At 58.6% G+C, this 19,455-nt stretch carries 21 protein-coding genes; 12 read left to right on the forward strand and 9 right to left on the reverse strand.

What is annotated here, in order from left to right; translation table 11 throughout:
- Positions 1-78 precede the first annotated feature (78 nt).
- Together yccA and tusE are read left to right on the forward strand one after the other, a co-directional pair.
- The gene (gene yccA / locus B3229_RS05460; protein ID WP_048783003.1) at positions 79-735 is read left to right on the forward strand and encodes an FtsH protease modulator YccA; all 657 of its coding nucleotides are present in this window, start codon (positions 79-81) and stop codon (positions 733-735) included.
- A gap of 139 nt (positions 736-874) precedes the next feature.
- Complete coding sequence (gene tusE / locus B3229_RS05465; protein WP_048783001.1) at positions 875-1,201, forward strand: sulfurtransferase TusE; 327 nt, start codon at positions 875-877, stop codon at positions 1,199-1,201.
- Here the strand turns inward: tusE and yccX are convergent, their stop codons facing one another.
- Positions 1,202-1,480: an acylphosphatase gene (gene yccX, locus B3229_RS05470; protein WP_048782999.1), complete on the reverse strand. Its 279-nt coding sequence runs from the start codon at positions 1,478-1,480 to the stop codon at positions 1,202-1,204.
- An 85-nt stretch (positions 1,481-1,565) separates the two neighbouring features.
- Here yccX and rlmI point away from each other — a divergent pair, with 85 nt between their 5' ends.
- Both rlmI and hspQ read left to right on the forward strand, forming a co-directional pair.
- Complete coding sequence (gene rlmI / locus B3229_RS05475; protein ID WP_048782997.1) at positions 1,566-2,756, forward strand: 23S rRNA (cytosine(1962)-C(5))-methyltransferase RlmI; 1,191 nt, start codon at positions 1,566-1,568, stop codon at positions 2,754-2,756.
- 59 nt (positions 2,757-2,815) lie between these two features.
- Positions 2,816-3,133 carry a heat shock protein HspQ gene (gene hspQ, locus B3229_RS05480; RefSeq protein WP_033751160.1) on the forward strand — a complete coding sequence of 106 codons (318 nt, stop codon included), beginning with the start codon at positions 2,816-2,818 and terminating at the stop codon, positions 3,131-3,133.
- Between the two features lie 32 nt (positions 3,134-3,165).
- Here hspQ and B3229_RS05485 read toward each other — a convergent pair whose 3' ends face one another.
- Positions 3,166-3,588 carry a CoA-binding protein gene (locus B3229_RS05485; protein WP_286870009.1) on the reverse strand — a complete coding sequence of 141 codons (423 nt, stop codon included), beginning with the start codon at positions 3,586-3,588 and terminating at the stop codon, positions 3,166-3,168.
- A gap of 172 nt (positions 3,589-3,760) precedes the next feature.
- On the opposite strand from B3229_RS05485, the gene B3229_RS05490 reads away from it, so the two are divergent.
- Together B3229_RS05490 and mgsA are read left to right on the forward strand one after the other, a co-directional pair.
- The gene (locus B3229_RS05490; protein ID WP_048782993.1) at positions 3,761-4,402 is read left to right on the forward strand and encodes a DUF2057 family protein; all 642 of its coding nucleotides are present in this window, start codon (positions 3,761-3,763) and stop codon (positions 4,400-4,402) included.
- Between the two features lie 68 nt (positions 4,403-4,470).
- Complete coding sequence (mgsA, locus tag B3229_RS05495) at positions 4,471-4,929, forward strand: methylglyoxal synthase (protein ID WP_048782992.1); 459 nt, start codon at positions 4,471-4,473, stop codon at positions 4,927-4,929.
- On the opposite strand, the gene helD is transcribed toward mgsA, so the two are convergent.
- A complete protein-coding gene (gene helD / locus B3229_RS05500; protein ID WP_286870138.1) occupies positions 4,930-6,984 on the reverse strand; it encodes a DNA helicase IV in 2,055 nt (684 codons plus the stop codon).
- Between the two features lie 124 nt (positions 6,985-7,108).
- On the opposite strand from helD, the gene B3229_RS05505 reads away from it, so the two are divergent.
- Complete coding sequence (locus B3229_RS05505) at positions 7,109-7,552, forward strand: YccF domain-containing protein (RefSeq protein ID WP_033751174.1); 444 nt, start codon at positions 7,109-7,111, stop codon at positions 7,550-7,552.
- Positions 7,553-7,561: 9 nt separating this feature from the next.
- Entirely contained in the window at positions 7,562-9,700 is a 2,139-nt protein-coding gene (gene yccS / locus B3229_RS05510) for a YccS family putative transporter (protein WP_286870010.1), read from the forward strand.
- Here yccS and B3229_RS05515 read toward each other — a convergent pair.
- The gene (locus B3229_RS05515) at positions 9,697-10,308 is read right to left on the reverse strand and encodes a TfoX/Sxy family DNA transformation protein (RefSeq protein ID WP_277268743.1); all 612 of its coding nucleotides are present in this window, start codon (positions 10,306-10,308) and stop codon (positions 9,697-9,699) included. The genes yccS and B3229_RS05515 overlap by 4 nt on opposite strands.
- 209 nt (positions 10,309-10,517) lie before the next feature.
- Between B3229_RS05515 and sulA the strand changes: the two genes are divergently transcribed.
- Entirely contained in the window at positions 10,518-11,009 is a 492-nt protein-coding gene (gene sulA, locus B3229_RS05520; protein WP_048782983.1) for an SOS-induced cell division inhibitor SulA, read from the forward strand.
- A gap of 353 nt (positions 11,010-11,362) precedes the next feature.
- Positions 11,363-12,430: a porin OmpA gene (ompA, locus tag B3229_RS05525; protein ID WP_033751180.1), complete on the forward strand. Its 1,068-nt coding sequence runs from the start codon at positions 11,363-11,365 to the stop codon at positions 12,428-12,430.
- Positions 12,431-12,502: 72 nt separating this feature from the next.
- On the opposite strand, the gene matP is transcribed toward ompA, so the two are convergent.
- Positions 12,503-12,970, reverse strand: a complete 468-nt coding sequence (gene matP / locus B3229_RS05530; RefSeq protein WP_143807619.1) for a macrodomain Ter protein MatP — start codon at positions 12,968-12,970, stop codon at positions 12,503-12,505.
- Between the two features lie 162 nt (positions 12,971-13,132).
- Here matP and B3229_RS05535 point away from each other — a divergent pair, with 162 nt between their 5' ends.
- Entirely contained in the window at positions 13,133-14,890 is a 1,758-nt protein-coding gene (locus tag B3229_RS05535; protein WP_286870139.1) for a Lon protease family protein, read from the forward strand.
- 67 nt (positions 14,891-14,957) lie between these two features.
- Entirely contained in the window at positions 14,958-15,476 is a 519-nt protein-coding gene (fabA, locus tag B3229_RS05540) for a bifunctional 3-hydroxydecanoyl-ACP dehydratase/trans-2-decenoyl-ACP isomerase (RefSeq protein ID WP_033751185.1), read from the forward strand.
- A gap of 57 nt (positions 15,477-15,533) precedes the next feature.
- Here the strand turns inward: fabA and rmf are convergent, their stop codons facing one another.
- The 4 genes from rmf to pqiA form a co-directional block, all read right to left on the reverse strand.
- On the reverse strand, positions 15,534-15,701 hold the full coding sequence (rmf, locus tag B3229_RS05545) for a ribosome modulation factor (RefSeq protein WP_072010433.1): 168 nt from the start codon (positions 15,699-15,701) through the stop codon (positions 15,534-15,536).
- A 278-nt stretch (positions 15,702-15,979) separates the two neighbouring features.
- Entirely contained in the window at positions 15,980-16,546 is a 567-nt protein-coding gene (pqiC, locus tag B3229_RS05550; protein WP_286870015.1) for a membrane integrity-associated transporter subunit PqiC, read from the reverse strand.
- Positions 16,543-18,186 (reverse strand): intermembrane transport protein PqiB, encoded by a 1,644-nt coding sequence (gene pqiB / locus B3229_RS05555; protein WP_033751191.1) that lies wholly within the window; start codon positions 18,184-18,186, stop codon positions 16,543-16,545. Before pqiB ends, pqiC begins: the two co-directional genes overlap by 4 nt.
- Entirely contained in the window at positions 18,173-19,441 is a 1,269-nt protein-coding gene (gene pqiA / locus B3229_RS05560) for a membrane integrity-associated transporter subunit PqiA (RefSeq protein WP_286870016.1), read from the reverse strand. The genes pqiB and pqiA overlap by 14 nt, the downstream gene beginning before the upstream one ends.
- Positions 19,442-19,455: the final 14 nt, after the last annotated feature.

The following is a 19,455-nucleotide window of genomic DNA, read 5'->3' on the forward strand; positions in this document are numbered from 1 at the left end:
AGGGTAAAACGCCTTTCCCGTTTTGCCCCCGCTGCGTATTCTCAGCGCAAACCTCGTGTTCTGATAAAGGAGCGCATTATGGACAGAATTATTACCTCGTCTTCACGGACATCGCTGCTCAGTACCCATAAGGTGCTGCGTAACACCTATTTCCTGCTCGGCCTGACGCTGGCGTTTTCCGCCGCGACCGCCACCGCCAGCACCGTGCTGGGCCTGCCTGGTCCGGGACTGATTTTAATGCTGGTCGGTTTTTACGGCCTGATGTTCCTTACCCATAAGCTGGCTGACAGCCCGATGGGCATTCTGGCGGCCTTCGCCTTCACCGGCTTTCTCGGCTACTGCCTGGGTCCGATCCTCAGCTCGTTTTTAGCCGCAGGCATGGCTGACGTGATTGCGCTGGCGTTAGGCGGCACGGCGCTGGTCTTCTTCTGCTGCTCGGCCTATGTCCTGACCACCCGCCGCGATATGTCTTTCCTGGGCGGTATGATGATGGCGGGCTTCGTGGTGTTGCTGGTGGCGGTCGTCGCCAATCTGTTCCTGCAGCTGCCTGCGCTGCACCTGGCGATCAGCGCGCTGTTTATTCTCTTTTCCGCCGGCGCCATCCTGTGGGAAACCAGCAATATTATTCACGGCGGCGAGACCAACTATATTCGCGCCACCGTCAGCCTCTACGTCTCGCTCTACAATATCTTTATCAGCCTGCTGAGCATTCTGGGCTTCGCCCGCAATGACTAGCGCTCACAGACGCAGGTAGCCTGAACGAAGAGCAAAGCGTCCCGCGACAGCTCATCCTGACCCCGCTTCGGCGGGGTTTTGCTTTTTCTGACGGCGCAATTTGGTAGAATGCCGCCGGATAACGCAGTCAGGAGCAAACGTGGAATTTAACGGTAAAACCATTGAGGTCGACGGCGAAGGCTATTTGAAACATCGCGACGACTGGAGCGAGGCGCTCGCACAACAGATCGCCGATAAAGAAGGTATCGCCATGAGCGACGCCCACTGGGAAGTCGTGCGTTTCGTGCGCGCGTTTTATCTGGAGTACAACACGTCGCCCGCCATTCGCATGCTGGTAAAGGCGATGGCGCAAAAGTACGGCGAAGAGAAAGGCAATAGCCGCTACTTGTTCCGTCTGTTCCCGGACGGCCCGGCGAAACAGGCGACTAAAATCGCCGGCCTGCCTAAACCAGCGAAGTGTCTCTGATCAACCGGTGGTGAAACGGCGCGGCGGCTCGGCGGGTTGATGCGGCTCCATTAATACCTTATCGACGCGCGCGCCGCGCGGCCCGCCCGCCTTCAGCCAGGCGATAAGCGCGTCAACCTTGTCCGGCTCGCCCCAGGCCAGCACCTCGACGCTGCCGTCATCCAGATTTCGCGCGTAACCCAGCACGCCAAGCTGCGACGCCTGCGCCTGGGTACTGTAGCGGAATCCTACCCCCTGCACTCTGCCGTGCACCCATATTTTATAACAGGCTGATGTCATCACTCTCTCCTGCCGCTGCGCGTTGCAATTTTCCGTTATCCGCCGGACAATGGCGCCTCATTTTTTCAGGTAAGCATAGCAAACTATGACCGTTCGATTGATTCTCGCTAAGGGACGTGAAAAATCCCTGCTCCGCCGCCATCCGTGGGTGTTTTCCGGTGCCGTCGCGCGCCTTGAAGGTAAAGCGCAACTGGGTGAAACCGTTGATGTCTGCGACCATAACGGCAAATTTCTCGCGCGCGCGGCCTGGTCGCCGCAGTCGCAAATTCGCGCCCGCGTCTGGAGCTGGCAGCAGGACGAATCAATTGATATCGCCTTCTTCGTACGCCGTTTCGAGCAGGCGCGGCAGTGGCGCGACTGGCTGGCGCAGAAAGATGGGCTTGACAGCTATCGCCTGATCGCCGGCGAATCTGACGGCTTGCCTGGCGTCACCATCGATCGCTTCGGCAATTTCCTGGTGCTGCAGCTGCTCTCTGCCGGCGCGGAGTATCAGCGCCCGGCGATTCTCTCCGCGCTGCAGCAGTGCTTTCCGCAGTGCGCTATCTACGATCGCTCCGATGTGGCGGTGCGTAAAAAAGAGGGTCTGGAGCTGACGCAGGGCCCGGTGACCGGCGAACTTCCGCCGCCGCTGCTGCCGATTACCGAACACGGCATGAAGCTGTTGGTCGATATTCAGGGCGGCCATAAAACCGGTTATTACCTCGACCAGCGCGACAGCCGTCTGGCGACGCGCCGCTATGCGCAGGATGCGCGCGTACTGAACTGCTTCTCCTATACCGGCGGATTTGCCGTATCGGCGCTGATGGGCGGCTGCCGCGAAGTAATTAGCGTGGATACCTCGCAGGAGGCGCTCGACGTGGCGCGCCAGAACGTCGAGCTCAACGAGCTGGATCTGTCACGCGCCCAGTTCGTGCGCGACGACGTGTTCAAACTGCTGCGCCGCTACCGCGACGCCGGCGAGAAGTTCGATCTGATTATCATGGATCCGCCGAAGTTCGTGGAGAACAAAAATCAGCTGGCAGGCGCCTGTCGCGGCTATAAAGATATCAATATGCTGGCGATGCAGCTGCTCAATCCCGGCGGCATCCTGATGACCTTCTCCTGTTCAGGTCTGATGGCGACTGAGCTGTTCCAGAAGATCGTGGCCGACGCCGCGCTGGATGCAGGCCGCGAAGCACAGTTTATCGAGCAGTTCCGTCAGGCGGCCGATCACCCGGTGATCGCCAGCTATCCTGAGGGTCTTTATCTTAAAGGTTTTGCATGTCGTGTGGTGTGACTTGAAAAAGCGCCTTCTGACGCCATATTGATCAGGAGGCAGTTTTTCTGGAGGTCACTATGATTGCCACTAAATTTGGTATTGGTCAGCAGGTTCGGCACCGCCTTTCGGGCGTGCTGGGCGTAATAGTCGATGTCGATCCCGAATATTCGCTGGATACGCCGAAGCTGGACGAGGTCGGCGCGACCGAAACGCTGCGCCGCGCGCCCTGGTATCACGTGGTAATGGAAGATGAAGAAGGCGATCAGGTGCACACCTATATCGCTGAGATTCAGCTTTCCGGCGAAACCAGTTCGGAGCATCCGGAACAGCCGGAGATGGACGAGCTGGCCGCATCGATTCGCCAGCAGCTGCAGGCCCCGCGCCTGCGCCACTGATCGCAGGCGGCATTCCTACGCCGCCTGTGATGCTACTGTTTCTGTCGCGTCACGCCCAGACGCGGAATTTCTATTTTAGGACAGCGATCCATAATCACGGTCAGACCCGCATCCTGCGCCAGTACGGCAGCCTGCTCGTTGATCACGCCCAGCTGCAGCCAGAGGGTATCCGCGCCCGCCGCGATCGCTTCCTGCGCCACGCCCCATGCTGCTTCTGAATTGCGAAACACGTCAACCATATCGATTTTGCCCGGAACCTCTTCCAGTTTCGCGTAGGCCGTCTGGCCCAGCAGCGTCTGCCCGGCCAGTTTCGGGCTTACTGGAATCACCTCGTAGCCCTGATCCAGCAGATATTTCATCACGCCGTAGCTCGGCCGGTCTGGACGATCGCTGGCGCCTACCAGTGCAATGCGCTGAGTGCGCGTCAACACGTCGCGAATCGTTTGATCGTTCATCTTTTTCTCCTTATTTCAGAGCATTAAATGTAGCGTCGCCTGTTAAGCGCGCCGCTCTTCAGAAAGCGGAATTTTGCACTGGCGCACAAAAATATATGTTCAAATGTAAATTTACTGCCATAATGTAAGAATTTGCTACACACAAAACTTTGCGCCCTATTCTGGAGTCTACATGAAACTCTCTCTGGCCGTGACGGGGTTGACTGTTCTCCTCGTCTCGGCAACCTGTCAGGCCATCACGCTGAAGCTTGATCCGCAGATCGATCTGCTGGTACTGGACGGGCGCAAAATTTCCGGTTCGCTGCTGAAAGGCGCCGACAGTCTTGAGCTGGAGCGCGGGCAGCATCAGTTTCTTTTCCGCGTCGAACAGCTGCGCGACGCGCGCAAAGACGCGTCGCTGCGCTATCAGTCTGCACCGATGATCGTCACCTTCAACGCCCAGGTTAAAACCATCACCATCCGCCTGCCCGCGCTGGAAAACCGTCGCGAGCGCCATCACTTCGATCGCACGCTCAATTTTCAGCTGGTCGACGAACACGGCAAAGAGATCGATATTCGGCGCGATCGCCTGCCGCTCTCTGCGGAAAGCGATATGGAAAAGGCGATGATCCTCTATAACCGCAACGGTCAGGTCGCCTCCGTGCCCCATTTCGCCGCCGTGCGCGACGGCGCGGCAAACCTGGCGCCCGTCGAGGCCGAATTCGTCTGGATAGACGAAGCGCAGTCGCCCGCGATTAAGCGCTGGTTTCATCGCTTCGATCAGGCGACCCGCCAGCAGTTTATGTCGCTGGTCAAATTGTTAAGGACAAGTTGATAGGCGGGAAAGACGCAGGGTAAACTCGTGCCACTCTTCTTCGCACGCGACTTCACCAGGACGTCTTTATGGAACAGACCACTCGCACGCTTGGCCTTAGCAAACATATCGCGCTCGTTGCGCATGACCACTGCAAGGCCTCGCTGCTCGACTGGGTAAAACAGAACCAGCCCACCCTTGAACCCCACACGCTTTACGCCACCGGCACCACCGGCAATCTGATTAATCGCCATACCGGACTGAACGTGAACGCGATGCTGAGCGGCCCGATGGGCGGCGATCAGCAGGTGGGCGCGCTGATCGCGGAAGGTAAAATCGACGTGCTGATCTTTTTCTGGGATCCCCTTAACGCGGTGCCGCACGATCCCGATGTTAAGGCGCTGCTGCGCCTCGCCACCGTCTGGAATATTCCGGTTGCCACCAACCGCGCCACGGCCAACTTTATTATTCAGTCGCCGCTGTTTGCCCAGACGGTGGAGATCGCCATCCCCGATTATCAGCGCTATCTGCAGGCGCGCCTGAGCTAATCAGGCTTTACGCAGCATCGGCACGCCGAGCTGACGAAACGCCTCGACAAAGCGTGAAGGCTGTTCGCGATCGTAGAGCATCCATACCTGCTGGCGCGCGCGCGTTAACGCCACATAGGCCAGACGCCGCTCCTCCGCATCCGGAAAATCCTCCGGCTGCGGCAGCAGTCCCTGCTCGATCACCGATTCGCGCGCCTCGGCGGGAAAGCCCTCTTTTCCCGCCTGCAATCCCAGCAGAATAACGAAATCCGCTTCCTGTCCTTTACTGGCGTGAATGGTCATAAAGTCGAGGTTGAGCTTCGGCCAGCGGGTTTTGGCTTTATCCAGCACATCCGGGCGCAGATGGTGATAGCGCGCCAGCAGCAGCACCCGCTCGTCCTGTTTCACGTAGCCGCTCAGCTTGTTCAGCAACGGCTCCAGCTGCTCCTGCGGCAGCAGGCCTGCGGCTTTTTTGCTGCCTTTGGTCAGGCTGTTGAGCGGCTTGCGCAGCTGGTGCGGGTTCTGCTGGACGAAGCGGTTAGCGATATCGCCGATGCGCTCGTTAAAGCGATAGGTGGTATCCAGCACGCAGCGATCGCCGTCGCCGAAGTAGTGATGAAAGGCGGTGGTCAGCGTCATCTCTGCGCCGGTGAAGCGATAGATCGCCTGCCAGTCGTCGCCCACGGCGAACAGCGTGGCGCGCTTGTTCTGCTGACGCAGCGCCGCAAGCAGGGCGGCGCGCTGCGGTGAGATATCCTGAAATTCGTCTACCAGGATATGCTTCCACGGGCTGATAAAGCGTCCCTTGTCGAGGATCGCCACGGCCTGATGGATCAGCCCGGAAAAATCGACCGCGCCCTCCTCTTTCAGCGCGCTTTTCCAGGCTTTCAGCAGCGGCGCCATCAGCTTCACTCGCTTGCTGAACAGCTCGCGCACCTCTTCCGGCGCGTCAGCGATCATCGCCGCCTGCGCGCCGCCGTGCATGCGCATCAGTCCCAGCCAGCGTTCGAGGCGCGACGCCAGCCGTTTCGCCAGCCGATCGTCCTGCCAGAAATGCCCTTCAGGCAGCTCCCACTCCAGCTCGTCGCGCAGCCAATGACGCCAGCCGTTCGCCTGCGCCTTCTTCTCGTCGCACTGCTGACGCCAGGTGTCGATCAGCAGCGCGTGACGCGCCGCGATATCGCTCTCCAGCTTGCTGACGACCGGCTGCTTATTGCTGCCTTCGCGGATAATGTGCAGCGCCAGCGCGTGAAAGGTGCGCGCCTGAATGTCGGCAACGCCCAGCCGTGATCGAATGCGATCGTTCATCTCTTCCGCCGCCTGCCGTCCAAACGCCAGCAGCAGAATCTGATCGGGCGCGGCCAGCTTGCGCCGCAGCAGCCAGCCCGCCCGCGCCACCAGCACCGAGGTTTTGCCGCTGCCTGCGCCAGCGAGCACCAGCACCGCATCTTCGCCGTTTACCACCGCTTCGCTCTGCGACACGTTGAGCGGCGAGGATTCCACCGTGGCGAAAAAGTCGTGATGCGCGCTGAGCATGCGCGCCGTCCAGTCGAGGTTGCGCTGGCGCAGCGCCGCGTCGCCCTGCTCCAGCCAGTGCTGGCAAAGCAGGTAAGGCTCGCGGCAGTCGCTGAACTCTTCCAGGCGCGCCAGCGGCAGCGGCAGCGCGGCGAACTGTTTCTCGATGGTGGCGCGCAGCACCTGCAGTTCGCTGCGTTTGATCCAGCGATCCTGCTCGCCGAAGCGCGCGATCTCCTGCCTGAGTTCGTCTAGCACCCCGGCGCAAATCGCGCTCATCTCGGTGCTCCACGCCTGCCAGGCCTGCAGCAGATAGTGGTAGAAACGCTGCGTCTCCTGCCATTCGGTGCCGTGCAGCCGCACCACTTTGTCGTCAGGGAGTAAAAATTCCAGCTCGCCCCAGACCATGCCGCGCTTGCAGCTGATATTGAGCAGCTCGTTGAAAGGAATCAGGTATTCGTGCCGGTCGCCGCTTACTTCCACCCCAGCCGCCAGCAGGCGTACCCGGTTATAGGGATGCTGGGCAAGCCGTTTGCCCATCGATGTCGCTTTGAGTTCCATGTCCATACCGTCGAACCTGGGAAAAGAATATCGGGAGTTTACCTGTCAGACTCTTGGCGCTCCAGCCTTAAAACAGGCTAAACTTGGCGGCACATCTTGCGGAAAGCAAAAGGAAAAAAACGCCATGCGCACTGTGTTGAACATTCTCAATTTTATTCTCGGCGGGTTTATCACCACCCTTTGCTGGCTGTTCGCCACGCTGGTGAGTATCGTCCTGATCTTTACCCTGCCGCTGACGCGATCCTGCTGGGAAATCACCAAACTCTCTCTGCTGCCTTACGGCAACGAGGCGGTGCACGTGGACGTGCTGCGCCCGGAGAGTAAAAGCGCGCTGCTCAACACCGGCGGCACCTTTCTTAATATTTTCTGGCTGATCTTTTTCGGCTGGTGGCTCTGCCTGACCCATATCTCCACCGGCATCGTACAGTGCATCAGCATCATCGGCATTCCGGTGGGCCTCGCCAACTTTAAAATCGCCGCCATCGCGCTCTGGCCGGTCGGCCGCCGCGTGGTCTCGGTTGAAGAAGCGCGTGCCGCGCGCGACGCCAGCGCCCGTCGGCGCTACTGAGGCCGCTATATGATGTCCAAAGCCTTGCCGGGCTGGCGCAACTATCTCTTTAACAGCAGCTGGCGTTATCTGCTGCGCATCTTTCTGGCGCTGACCGGCTGCGCGGCGGTGCCCTGGTGGCTGCATCAGATAGACTGGACCATACCGCTGACGCTCGGCGTGGTGGCCGCGGCGCTGGCCGATCTTGACGATCGCCTTACCGGTCGGCTGCGCAATCTGCTGATTACCCTGCTCTGCTTCTGTATCGCCTCGGTGTCGGTAGAGCTGCTGTTTCCCCATCCGCTGGCCTTTATGGCCGGTCTGGCGCTCTCCACCTGGGGCTTTATTCTGCTGGGCGCGCTCGGCCAGCGCTACGCCACCATCGCCTTTGGCGCGCTGCTGATTGCGGTTTACACCATGCTGGGCATCGGGCTCTTTTCGCAATGGTATATGCAGCCGATACTGCTGCTGGTCGGGGCGCTCTGGTACAACGTGCTGACGCTGCTCGGCCATTTGATGTTCCCGGTGCGGCCGGTGCAGGAACAGCTGGCGGGCAGCTACGCGCAGCTGGCGCAGTATCTTGAAGCCAAGGCGAATTTGTTCGATCCCGACGGCGAGGCGCAGGACGACGCCACCCTGATCCGCACCGCGATGGTCAACAGCCAGCTGGTTGCGCAGCTGAACCTGACTAAAAGCACGCTGCAGAGCCGCCTGCGCGGCGATCGCGGATCGCGCAGCACCCGCCGCAGCCTGCACTACTACTTTGTGGCGCAGGATATCCACGAGCGCGCCAGCTCCTCTCATCTGCAGTATCATCTGCTGCGCGACGACTGGCGCTACAACGAGATCCTGTTCCGCTTTCAGCGGCTGCTGAATATGCAGGCGCAGGCGTGCCGTCAGCTCTCTCAGTGCATTTTGCTGCGCGAGCGCTGGGAGCACGACCCGCGCTTCGAGCGCGCCTTCGATCGCCTGCAGACGGCGCTGGAGCGCCTGCAGCAAAACGAGCCTGACGCGCCTCATCTGCGCCCGCTGTTCTGGCTGTTGCGTAATTTGCGCGCCATCGATGCGCAGCTGGGATCGATAGAGTCCGAGCAGTCTTTAGCCAGCGAAAACCTGGCGGGGGATAACCGATTGTCGCGCGAAGGGCTCAGCGGCTGGAGCGACATTCGCCTGCGTCTAAGCCGACATATGACGCCCGCCTCGGCGCTGTTCCGCCACGCGGTGCGCATGACGGTGGTGCTCTGTATCGGCTACGGCTTTATTCAAATTACCGGCCTCGATCGCGGCTACTGGATCCTGCTTACCAGCCTGTTTGTCTGCCAGCCTAACTATAACGCCACGCGACGCAGGCTCGCGCTGCGTATCGGCGGTACGCTGGCGGGCATCGCCATCGGCCTGCCGGTGCTTTGGCTGGTGCCGTCGACCGAAGGCCAGCTGGTGCTGATCGTGGTCAGCGGCGTGCTGTTTTTCGCCTTTCGTCAGGTGCAGTACGCGCAGGCGACGCTTTTTATCACGCTGCTGGTGCTGCTCTGCTTCAATTTGCTGGGAGAGGGGTTCGAGGTGGCGCTGCCGCGCATCGTGGACACGCTGCTGGGATGCGCGCTTGCCTGGCTGGCGGTGGCGTTTATCTGGCCCGACTGGCGTTTTCGCCAGCTGCCCGCGGTAGCGGCGCGCACCCTGAATGCCAACTGCCGCTATCTGGATGCGATTATGGAGCAGTATCACCAGGGCAAAGACAACCGCCTCGCCTATCGTATCGCGCGCCGCGACGCCCACAACGCCGATGCGGAGCTGGCTTCGGTGGTTTCCAATATGAGCGGCGAGTCGCGGACGCAGCAGAAACATAAAGAGTCCGCTTTCCAGCTGCTCTGCCTTAACCACTCGTTCCTGAGCTATATCTCTGCGCTGGGCGCACACCGCGATAAGCTGAACGACGGCGCGCTGCTAACGCTGCTCGACGATACGGTCTGCTATGTCGAAGATGTACTGCAAACCGACGTAGTGAGCGACGCCGAAGCGGAAACGATGCAGAGCGCGCTAACGCAGCGCATTAGCGATATGGCTGCCAATCAGGAGACGCGCGCTCCGCTGGTGCTGCAGCAGCTCGGCTTGCTGGTCGCCCTGCTGCCGGAGATTGCCCGTCTGCGCCGGACGCTGGCGCAGCCCTAAGAGGCATCGCCTTTTAACGTCTCCTGATACCATTCATTCAGTTGCGCCCTGACCGTTTGCGGCAGGGCGGCTTCATGGCGCCCTTCTATCGCCCCTTCCAGCGCCAGCAACGTTTTAAAGCCGATATGCTGGTTGATCGCTCTGAGCCTGAGCCAGCACCGTTTTGATCCCAGCTCTCTCAGATGGCGCACGGTCCTCACGCCCGCCTCGTGCAGCAAGAGCTCCATGCGCAGGCTAAGATTGGGCAGATCTTTCAGCCGCAGCGGCCGCTGCCTGGCCAGCGTCTCCTGTCGGGCGGTGCGCAGCGAAGCGGCGGAGAGCGACAACAGCTGGTCAGGGTCGCTCCAGAGCGCGTCATCGACGCGATAGTAGTTAAGGCTCACCTCGGCGCCGCGCTTGCGAAACACCAGCGGCTGCATCGGCTGCTGCGCCGCATATTCCCGCAGCGCTTCGCTGGCGCGCAGGTAGAGCGCGTCGTCGTTGACCAGAGCGAAAACCACTTTTTCCACCGCCAGCGCATAGCCGCCGAACTGAGTGCGCGACTCGATGTGGCCTAGCGCGGCCAGACGACTGCGGGACCGTTCTACAACAGGGTGCTGTTTTTTCATGACACGCTCTCCTTGTGTGCAATTAATAAAAAGCCATCACTATCAACCCGTTAGAGATATAGAAAAAATTAATTAAGGGTTCAATTAATTCTTTTGTTTGAGCCCGACCTTCTCCCTTTTTTGCGAGCCGTTTTCCAAATTTGAGGTTGATCTTTATCCAGGAAGCCATTACTGTATATCCATACAGTCCAATGCTGAGTGGTTAACTTATGCGCACCCAACACTTTAATAATGCAGGCTTCGCTCACCGTCACGTATCCGCTTCCAAACCGTCGCAGCACAGCGGCTGGATTACGGAACTGCGCTATAGCGAACAGCCTGGCATGATGCAAATGTTGCTGCTGCCGTTACTGCAACAGCTCAGCCAGGAGTCTCGCTGGCAGCTGTGGCTGACGCCCGCGCACAAGCTCAATCGCGCCTGGCTGCAGCAGTCGGGTCTGCCGCTGGAAAAAAGCATGCACGTCGCGGACTCCGAGCGTTGTACCTCTGTCGAGGCGATGATTAAAGCTTTGCGCACAGGGAATTACAGCGTCGTGCTGGCGTGGATACCTTACGATCTGGATGAGGAAGAGCGGCGCGAATTAGAACAGGCTGCGGCAGAAGGCAAAGCGCTAGGGTTGATTATGCGTCCAAATGGGACGACCGAACCCACGCTGCGACCAAATAAAGGACTAAAAATTCAGTCGGATTTGTTTCATTAAGTAAAAATAGGATTTTTCTCGCGCCATTTACCTTTTTTGTTTCAGCTAAACCACTGATTCTTTTCCCTCCAGCTTTGACAATGGTTTAGCTGCATTTTGCCTTAAAGCGCGACGGCATTAAGGCCGGGCGAAATGTTAGAATATGTGTATAAAGCCCTGTTTTTTTGCAGCATCCCCTCACATCATACTTGTAACTTTCCAATCTCGTTGTAGACTTTACCTCGCCAGGGTGCTCAATAATCTCCGTTTTTTAATCGGTAGAGTCATAAGCGAGCGTATTAACCCGGCGAAGGATTACAACCAAGAGCATCCCTTTTTGCTCATTGCCTATTTGGATGATAACGAGGCGCAAAATGAAAAAGACAGCTATCGCAATTGCAGTGGCACTGGCTGGCTTCGCTACCGTAGCGCAGGCCGCTCCGAAAGATGACACCTGGTATACCGGTGCTAAACTGGGCTGGTCTCAGTATCACGATACTGGTTACTACGGTAACGGTTATGGCAACAACAATGGCCCGACTCACGAATCTCAGCTTGGCGCTGGTGCATTCGTAGGTTACCAGGCTAACCCGTACCTGGGCTTCGAGCTGGGTTACGACTGGCTTGGCCGTATGCCGAACAAAGGCACCGTAAACAACGGCGCATTCAAAGCACAGGGCGTTCAGCTGGCTGCTAAACTGAGCTATCCGATCACTGACGATCTGGATGTCTACACCCGTCTGGGTGGTATGGTATGGCGCGCTGACGCAACTCAGAACAACGCTGTCAACGGCCGCATCAGCGACCACGACACCGGCGTTTCTCCGCTGGCAGCAGTGGGTGTTGAATACGCTCTGACTCAGAACTGGGCAACTCGTCTGGACTACCAGTGGGTTAACAACATCGGCGACGCACAGACCGTTGGCGCACGTCCTGACAACGGCATGCTGAGCGTAGGCGTTTCATACCGCTTCGGTCAGGATGAAGCAGCACCGGTTGTAGCTCCGGCTCCGGCTCCGGCTCCAGTTGTTGAAACCAAGCGTTTCACCCTGAAGTCTGACGTGCTGTTCACCTTCAACAAATCTACCCTGAAGCCGGAAGGCCAGCAGGCTCTGGATCAGCTGTACAGCCAGCTGAGCTCAATGGATCCGAAAGACGGTTCAGTTGTCGTTCTGGGCTTCACTGACCGCATCGGCTCTGAGCAGTACAACCAGAAACTGTCTGAGAAACGCGCTCAGTCAGTGGTTGATTACCTGGTATCTAAAGGTATCCCGTCTAACAAGATCTCTGCACGTGGCATGGGCGAATCTAACCCAGTTACCGGCAACACCTGTGACAGCGTGAAAGGCCGTCAGGCTCTGATCGACTGCCTGGGTCCGGACCGTCGCGTAGAAATCGACGTGAAAGGCATCAAAGACGTTGTAACTCAGCCGCAGGCTTAAGTTACTCCGTAAGAAAAAACCCCGCAAAGCGGGGTTTTTTTATGTCTCTTTTCTGGCTTTTAACGCGCCGCGCTAGTCGCTGCCCGTTTCTGATTTGCCGAGAATCGCCTGTAGATCCTGTTTCAGACTCGACATCTGGGTAGCGTACTTCTCTTTACGTTCGGCATCTTCGATCAGCTGGACGATAGTTTCCGACAGCGTGCAGCCGCGACGCTGCGCCAGCCCCGCCAGACGCTGCCACACCAGATACTCCAGGTCGATCGACTTCTTACGCGTATGCTGATGCTCAGCGTTGAAGTGCCGCTTGCGACGCGCGCGAATTGTCTGTTTCAGCCGATTATCCAGGTCCGGATGAATATGTTGCGCGATCCATTCAGCCACATCGACCGGACGGTTTTCCATTGAGAGCAGTTCATCCACGGCTGCCTGCGCGGCGCTGAGTTCAAGATGACGCGTGATCAGCTCGCCTTCCCGGTGCTTCTTCACCAGGTATTTCCATTTCCATCCACTTTCAAGATTTTCGAGTTGTTGGTATTTCATCGGAATCTCATCGTGACCGCGTAACAAACTTAGAATAACAGTTTTTTTGCTGGATGCAGTAAGGAAAAAGGCGTTGTATGTCTCAGGGTTAATCCGAACCATGCAGTGCTTAACAAAGGGGTTTACTGTATAATCCCGCTTTTCTTTAATTAACCAAATGCGATTATTTTGACCAGCTCCCAACTTTCCTGGCAAGACCTGCAGCCGAATATTACCGGATACGCGTCCGTTTTCTCCCGTATTACCGAAGAAGAGACCGATAGCCTGGCGACGGTACAGCCGCGTTTGCTGAATGCGCTGGCCTGCCTCGATCAGCAGAGCGAGGGCTTTCCCCTTCTGCTGGTGTGTAGTCAGGAGAACCTGGACTACCTGGCGCTTATCGCGCGCCAGATGGAGCGTATCGCCGACGAATCCACTGAACTGTTCGGCGGACATTATCATATCATCGCGGATAACGTGACCCTTCAGCCGCCCGGCGATGCCTCGCATCCCTTTACCGGCAGCGGTCAGGTTCAGTTCGCAGAGTGGATTGAAAACGATCAGCTGTTCGGTTGCGTGCGCCTGCATCGCGACCGACTGCAGCTTGAGCCGGGCCTGATTCACCGCGCCAACGGCGGAACGCTGGTGCTGTCGCTGCGCACCCTGCAGGCGCAGCCGCTGCTGTGGCTGCGGTTGAAACGCGCTATCCAGCTGGGCCGTCTGGAATGGCAGTCGCCCGATGAACGTCATCCTCTGCCGGTCTCTGTTCCCCCGCTTCCGCTTAGCCTGAAACTGGTGCTCTGCGGCGACCGCGATGCGCTGGCGGCGTTTCAGGAGAGCGATCCTGAACTGCACGAGATGGCGATCTATACTGAATTCGAAGAGAACATGCAGATCGTCGATGAAGACGACATGCTCGCCTGGTGCCGCTGGGCGCAGGATGTCGCGCTGCAGGCGGGACTGCCCGCTCCGCAGGCCGATTTCTGGCCGCCGCTGATCCGCGAAGCGGTGCGTTACACCGGCGATCAGGAAGTGCTGCCGCTCTGCCCGCGCTGGCTGCTGCGTCAGATGCGCGAAGCCTTCGCGCAGGAGAATGCGCTTAATGAGGCGGCGCTGATCAGCGCCCTTGACGTGCGCACCTGGCGCGAAGCCTTCCTCGCCGAGCGCATGCGCGACGAAATTCTGCTGAAGCAGATCCTGATTGAAACCGAAGGCGAAGTCGTCGGTCAAATCAACGGTCTTTCCGTGGTGGAGTTTCCGGGCCATCCGCGCCCGTGGGGCGAACCTTCGCGCATTACCTGCGTAGTGCATCCGGGCGACGGCGAGTTTACCGACGTCGAACGCAAAGCTGAACTAGGCGGCAATATCCATGCCAAAGGCATGATGATTATGCAGGCGTATCTTATCGCCGAGCTGGAGCTCGATCAGCAGTTGCCCTTCTCGGCCTCGCTGGTGTTTGAACAATCCTACTCGGAAGTCGACGGCGACAGCGCCTCTCTGGCGGAACTCTGCGCTCTCGTCAGCGCGCTAGCGAATCAGCCGATTAATCAGCAGATTGCGGTAACCGGATCGGTCGATCAGTTCGGCAACGTTCAGCCGGTAGGCGGCCTGAATGAGAAGATTGAAGGCTTCTTCACTATTTGCAACGAGCGCGAACTGACCGGACAGCAGGGCGTGATTATTCCGGCGTGCAATGTGCGTCACCTCTGCCTGAGTCAGGATGTGGTCGACGCCGTTGAACAGGGCCGTTTTCATATCTGGGCGATCGATCGCGCCGATGAGGCGCTGCCGCTGCTGACCGGCGTGGTCTGGCACAGCGAAGAGGATAACGGTGACGCGCTGCTGCGCCGGATCCAGGATCGTATTACCCAACTCAATCAGCAGGAAGCGAGTCATCGCCCCTGGCCGCTTCGCTGGCTAAACTGGTTCAACCAGAACTGATTGAATTGCTCAGCGTACAGCTGTTCGCTAAACTTCGTGCTTCACTAAAACAAGGCTTATTGAAAACATGGTTGATAAACGCGAATCCTATAGCAAAGAGGACCTGATTGCGTCAGGTCGCGGTGAACTGTTTGGCGAGAACGGTCCGCCGCTTCCGTCAGGCAACATGTTGATGATGGACCGCGTGGTCAAGATGACCGAAGATGGCGGTAAGTTCGACAAAGGTTTCGTTGAAGCCGAGCTGGATATCAATCCGGACTTATGGTTCTTTGCCTGCCACTTTATTGGCGATCCGGTGATGCCGGGCTGTCTCGGTCTGGATGCGATGTGGCAGCTGGTCGGATTCTATCTGGGATGGCTGGGCGGCGAAGGCAAAGGCCGCGCGCTGGGCGTCGGCGAGGTGAAATTCACGGGCCAGGTGCTGCCTACCGCGAAAAAAGTGACCTACCGCATTCACTTCAAGCGCGTCATTAACCGTAAGCTGGTGATGGGCGTCGCCGATGGCGAAGTCTTCGTCGATGGTAACCTGATTTACTCTGCCAGCGATCTGAAAGTCGGTCTGTTCAAAGACACCAACGCTTTCTGATAGCGCAAATGAAAACCTCCGCCAGCGCGGAGGTTTCTTCCTTTTCCTGACGGTCGATTACACCGTAACCGCCCTGTCCTCCATGGCTTGTCGCCAACCTCCCAACCAGTGAGACTTAGCCTCAATCATCTGATACGGACACATCTCTTTTGAGCGTCCTGTAATACCGGCCTGGTAGCCACGTGCATGAGCGCGTTCAAGGCGGTCTCGTTTCTGTCTCTTCATACTCCGTATCCCTCATATCAGGTCTGTGGAATCTGGTGGAAAGAAATAGAGTGGCGAATTATTACTCAGCCACCATTAAGTTCTACCTGCCCTGCCTCTAAAGGTCAATGCGCAAATTTCACGCCAGTGTCATCATCTTGACGCTAAATCTTCATGATTTCGCTGTCGCGCAGGCGGGCAGATGCCCTTATCGTCTTGAAGCGGCAATAAAAAAGCCCCCGACCGCCGTCGCATTTCGCTGACGACAACCAGGGGCTGAGCAACATCTTTAGCAAATTTTATTCTGTGGTTATCGCTGCATTGGCGATTTGCTGCGCAGTTTGCTGCCAGCCGATAGCCAGAGTACGTACCAGCGCGTCATAGCCATCGTCGTTCTGCGGCAGCGCCAGGTCGAATCCCTGCTTCACCACATGACCATTATGCTGTAGCACCCATTCGCCGCTTACCACGGCGCGCCCGTCATAGCGGCCCTGGAATCCGGTCACCGTCACGCTCAGCGTGTCATGCTTTTCGCCCAGCGGCGCGGCGGAAACCAGCCGGCCCGGCAGCGCCTTGCTCAGGTTCGCCACCAGCGTTTGCTGGAGCTGCTGATCCAGCGGGCTGGCCCAGAGATTATTGGCGGCGATAACGTACTTCACGTCGCTGGTCTGATAGACCAGGCCATTGCCCGCCAGGTAATCAGGCACCGCCACCTGCTGAACCCACAGCGCCGGCGGCTGCGCGTCGTCGCCGCTGCGTACCTGCATCGCCGCCGGCTTCGACGGCAGCTGGTAGTAGGTGTTATCGATGGTGCTGCTGCATGCGCTTAACAGCAGCGCGGCGCAAAAGACGGCTCCTTTTCTCACTGTTTCGCCCTCTTTGGCTGTGGATCCTGACCCGGTTTGGCCTCGAAGACCAGCGCGTTGCTCTTGGTATTAAGGGTTTTCAATACCGGCTGCAGTTCGCGCAGCACCTGATCGAGTCGCTGCATATCGCCCACCAGCTTGTTATAGGCCGGTGAGCCAGGCTGCAGCCCCTTCATGCTGCGATTCAGCTCGCGCAGCGTTTGCTGCATATCTTCTGGCAGCGTCTTCATCGCCGGGCTGGCGGTGATCTGATTGAGGTTTTTCAGCGTGCCCTGCATTTCACGCAGCGTGCGCTGGCTCTCTTTCAGCGTGCCGGTCGCCTCGGTCACCACGTTGTTAAGCGGCAAGGCGTTGATCTTGTCGAGCGCCGCCACCAGTTTTTGCTGGATCTGGCTCAGGCCGCCGCTGGTGGTCGGAATGATCTCGTAGCCTGCGATTTTGTTCGGGCCTTTATAGGCCGGCACGTTATCGTAGAAGTCGAGGTCGATATAGAGCGAGCCGGAGAGCAGGTTGCCGGTTTTCAGCGAGGCGCGCAGGCCGCGTTTTTTGCCGTCCTGCAGATGCTGCTCCAGGTTAAAGTCCTGACCCAGTCTGGCGGTAAAGCGGTCAGGCTCAATGCGGATCAGCACCGGCACGCGATAATCGTTATTCAACGCCTGATTCACCCCTTCGGTCATAAAGGGCGCCTGCGCCACCGTACCCAGACGGATGCCGCGGAACTCGACCGGCGCGCCCACCTGCAGGCCGCGAATCGAATCGGTGAAGAACATCAGGAAATCGACGTGATTAGTGTAGAGCGAATCCTGGATGCTGCGCTGATCGTCGAACAGATGATAGTCGGCGTTGTTCGCTGCCGCCTGGCCTAAATCCCAGCCGTCCGGCACGTCGAAACTGACGCCGCCGCTGAACAGCGTAGTCAACGAGCCCATCTCGACGCGCATGCCCGATGCCGACATATCCACCGCGATGCCGCTGTCCTTCCAGAAACGTACATTGGTGGTCACCAGCCGATCGTAGGGCGCGGCGATAAACAGCTGGTAGGTCATCATACGCTTATCGGTATCGAAGGTGCTGGTCTCCACGGTGCCGACGCGATAGCCGCGGAACAGTACCGGATCGCCGGCGTTGAGCTGTCCCGCTTTTTTGCTGTCGAGCGTAATGCGGATGCCTTTGGCGTCCGGCGGCGCCAGCGGCGGCGCGTCGAGCAGCTCATAGCGCTCTTTCGGCTCCTCTTTTTTGCCCGGCTGCAGTTCGATATAGGCGCCGGAGAGCAGCGTATTCAGACCGGTTACCCCTTCGCGACCAATCTGCGGCTTCACCACCCAGAACACGCTGTCGCCGTGCAGCAGCTTTTCCATGCCGGAGTTGAGCCGCGCGGTGATTTCAACGTGATGCAGGTCGTCGGTCAGCTCCGCTTTTTCCACCACGCCGACGTCAACGCTGCGGCTTTTGATGGTGGTTTTCCCCGCTTCGATACCTTCCGCGTTTTCCGTAATCAGGGTCACTTCCGGCCCGAGGTGGCTGAAGTGGTAAAACAGGATCCATCCACCGATCAACAGCGTCACGATGGGGACAATCCAGACCGGCGACCAGCGTTTGATCTGGTCGACTTTGGCATGGCCGTGGTTACTTTCCGTCAAGGCGCGGCTCCTTTGTAGTGTGTTCCCGTACGCGATCCCAGGTCAGGCGCGGGTCAAACGTCATGGCGGCGATCATGGTAAGGATTACCACCAGCGCAAACAGCAGCGCACCCGTTGCGGGATAAACATTCATCAGTTGCCCCATGCGCACCAGCGCAGAGAGCACGGCGATAACAAACACGTCGATCATCGACCAGCGGCCGACAAATTCAACGATTTCATAAATCAGATGCATCCGTTCGCTGTCGCGCTGGCCGCGCCCGCTGGCGTTCCAGCAGAGCCAGCCAATCGCCAGCATCTTCAGCGACGGCACCATAATGCTGGCGATAAAAATCACCAGCGCTACCGGATAGGATCCGTCGCTCCAGAGCAGGATTACGCCCGCCATAATGTTAGACGGATAAGGCGTGCCGAGGGTTTCGGTCACCATAATCGGCAGCAGGTTGGCGGGAATATAGATGATCAGCGAGGTAAACAGCAGCGCCAGCGTCCACTGCAGGCTGTGCTTGCGGCGCGGCGCGGCGATCACACCGCAGCGCGGACAGTCGGGATGGTCCGCGGCCAGGATCGCGGTGCAGCACGGACAGGAGCGCAGCCCCTGCTCCAGCCCGCTGACGCCTTTCTCCGGCGCATGCGGCAGCGGCGGCATCGGCGCGATCTGCTGCCACAGCCAGCGTCGATCCACGCACTGAAAGGCGCGCAGCTGCAGCAGGCAGAACAGGCACCAGGGCCAGAAGCTGGTCTCCAGACCGATATCGCCGTAGGCCATTAGCTTGACAAAGCTGACCAGCACGCCGGCCATAAAGATCTCCGCCATGCCCCAGCTGCGCAGCTGGAACAGGATGCGCGCCAGCCCCAGACGCAGGCTGACCGGCATCGGTATGCGGTTCACCAGCAGAATAATGGTCAGCATACAGAGCGCAGGGATCGCCTGAACGAATGCCAGAAACAGCGTGGCCAGGCTGCTGTAATCCTCCGACACCATCACCTTCGGGATCTCCAGCAGCGAGATCTGGCTGCTGAGGCCCGCGACCTTCATGGTGATAAAGGGAAACAGGTTGGCCAGCAGCAGCATAAACAGCGCCGCCAGCGCGTAGCCGGTCGGCCGTTTGCGCGGCTCGGGCCAGTTCGCGGTCAGCACCGAATGGCAGCGCGGGCAGGACGCACGGCTGCCCTGCGGCACGTCCGGCAGTTTTACCATTAAATCGCACTGTGGACAGAGCATCCACGCCTGACTTTCAGCGGCTGAACACATCCCGACTCCCTTAT

It is taken from the genome of Pantoea sp. UBA5035, from assembly GCF_002415245.1.
In the GTDB taxonomy this organism is placed as follows: domain Bacteria; phylum Pseudomonadota; class Gammaproteobacteria; order Enterobacterales; family Enterobacteriaceae; genus Pantoea; species Pantoea septica.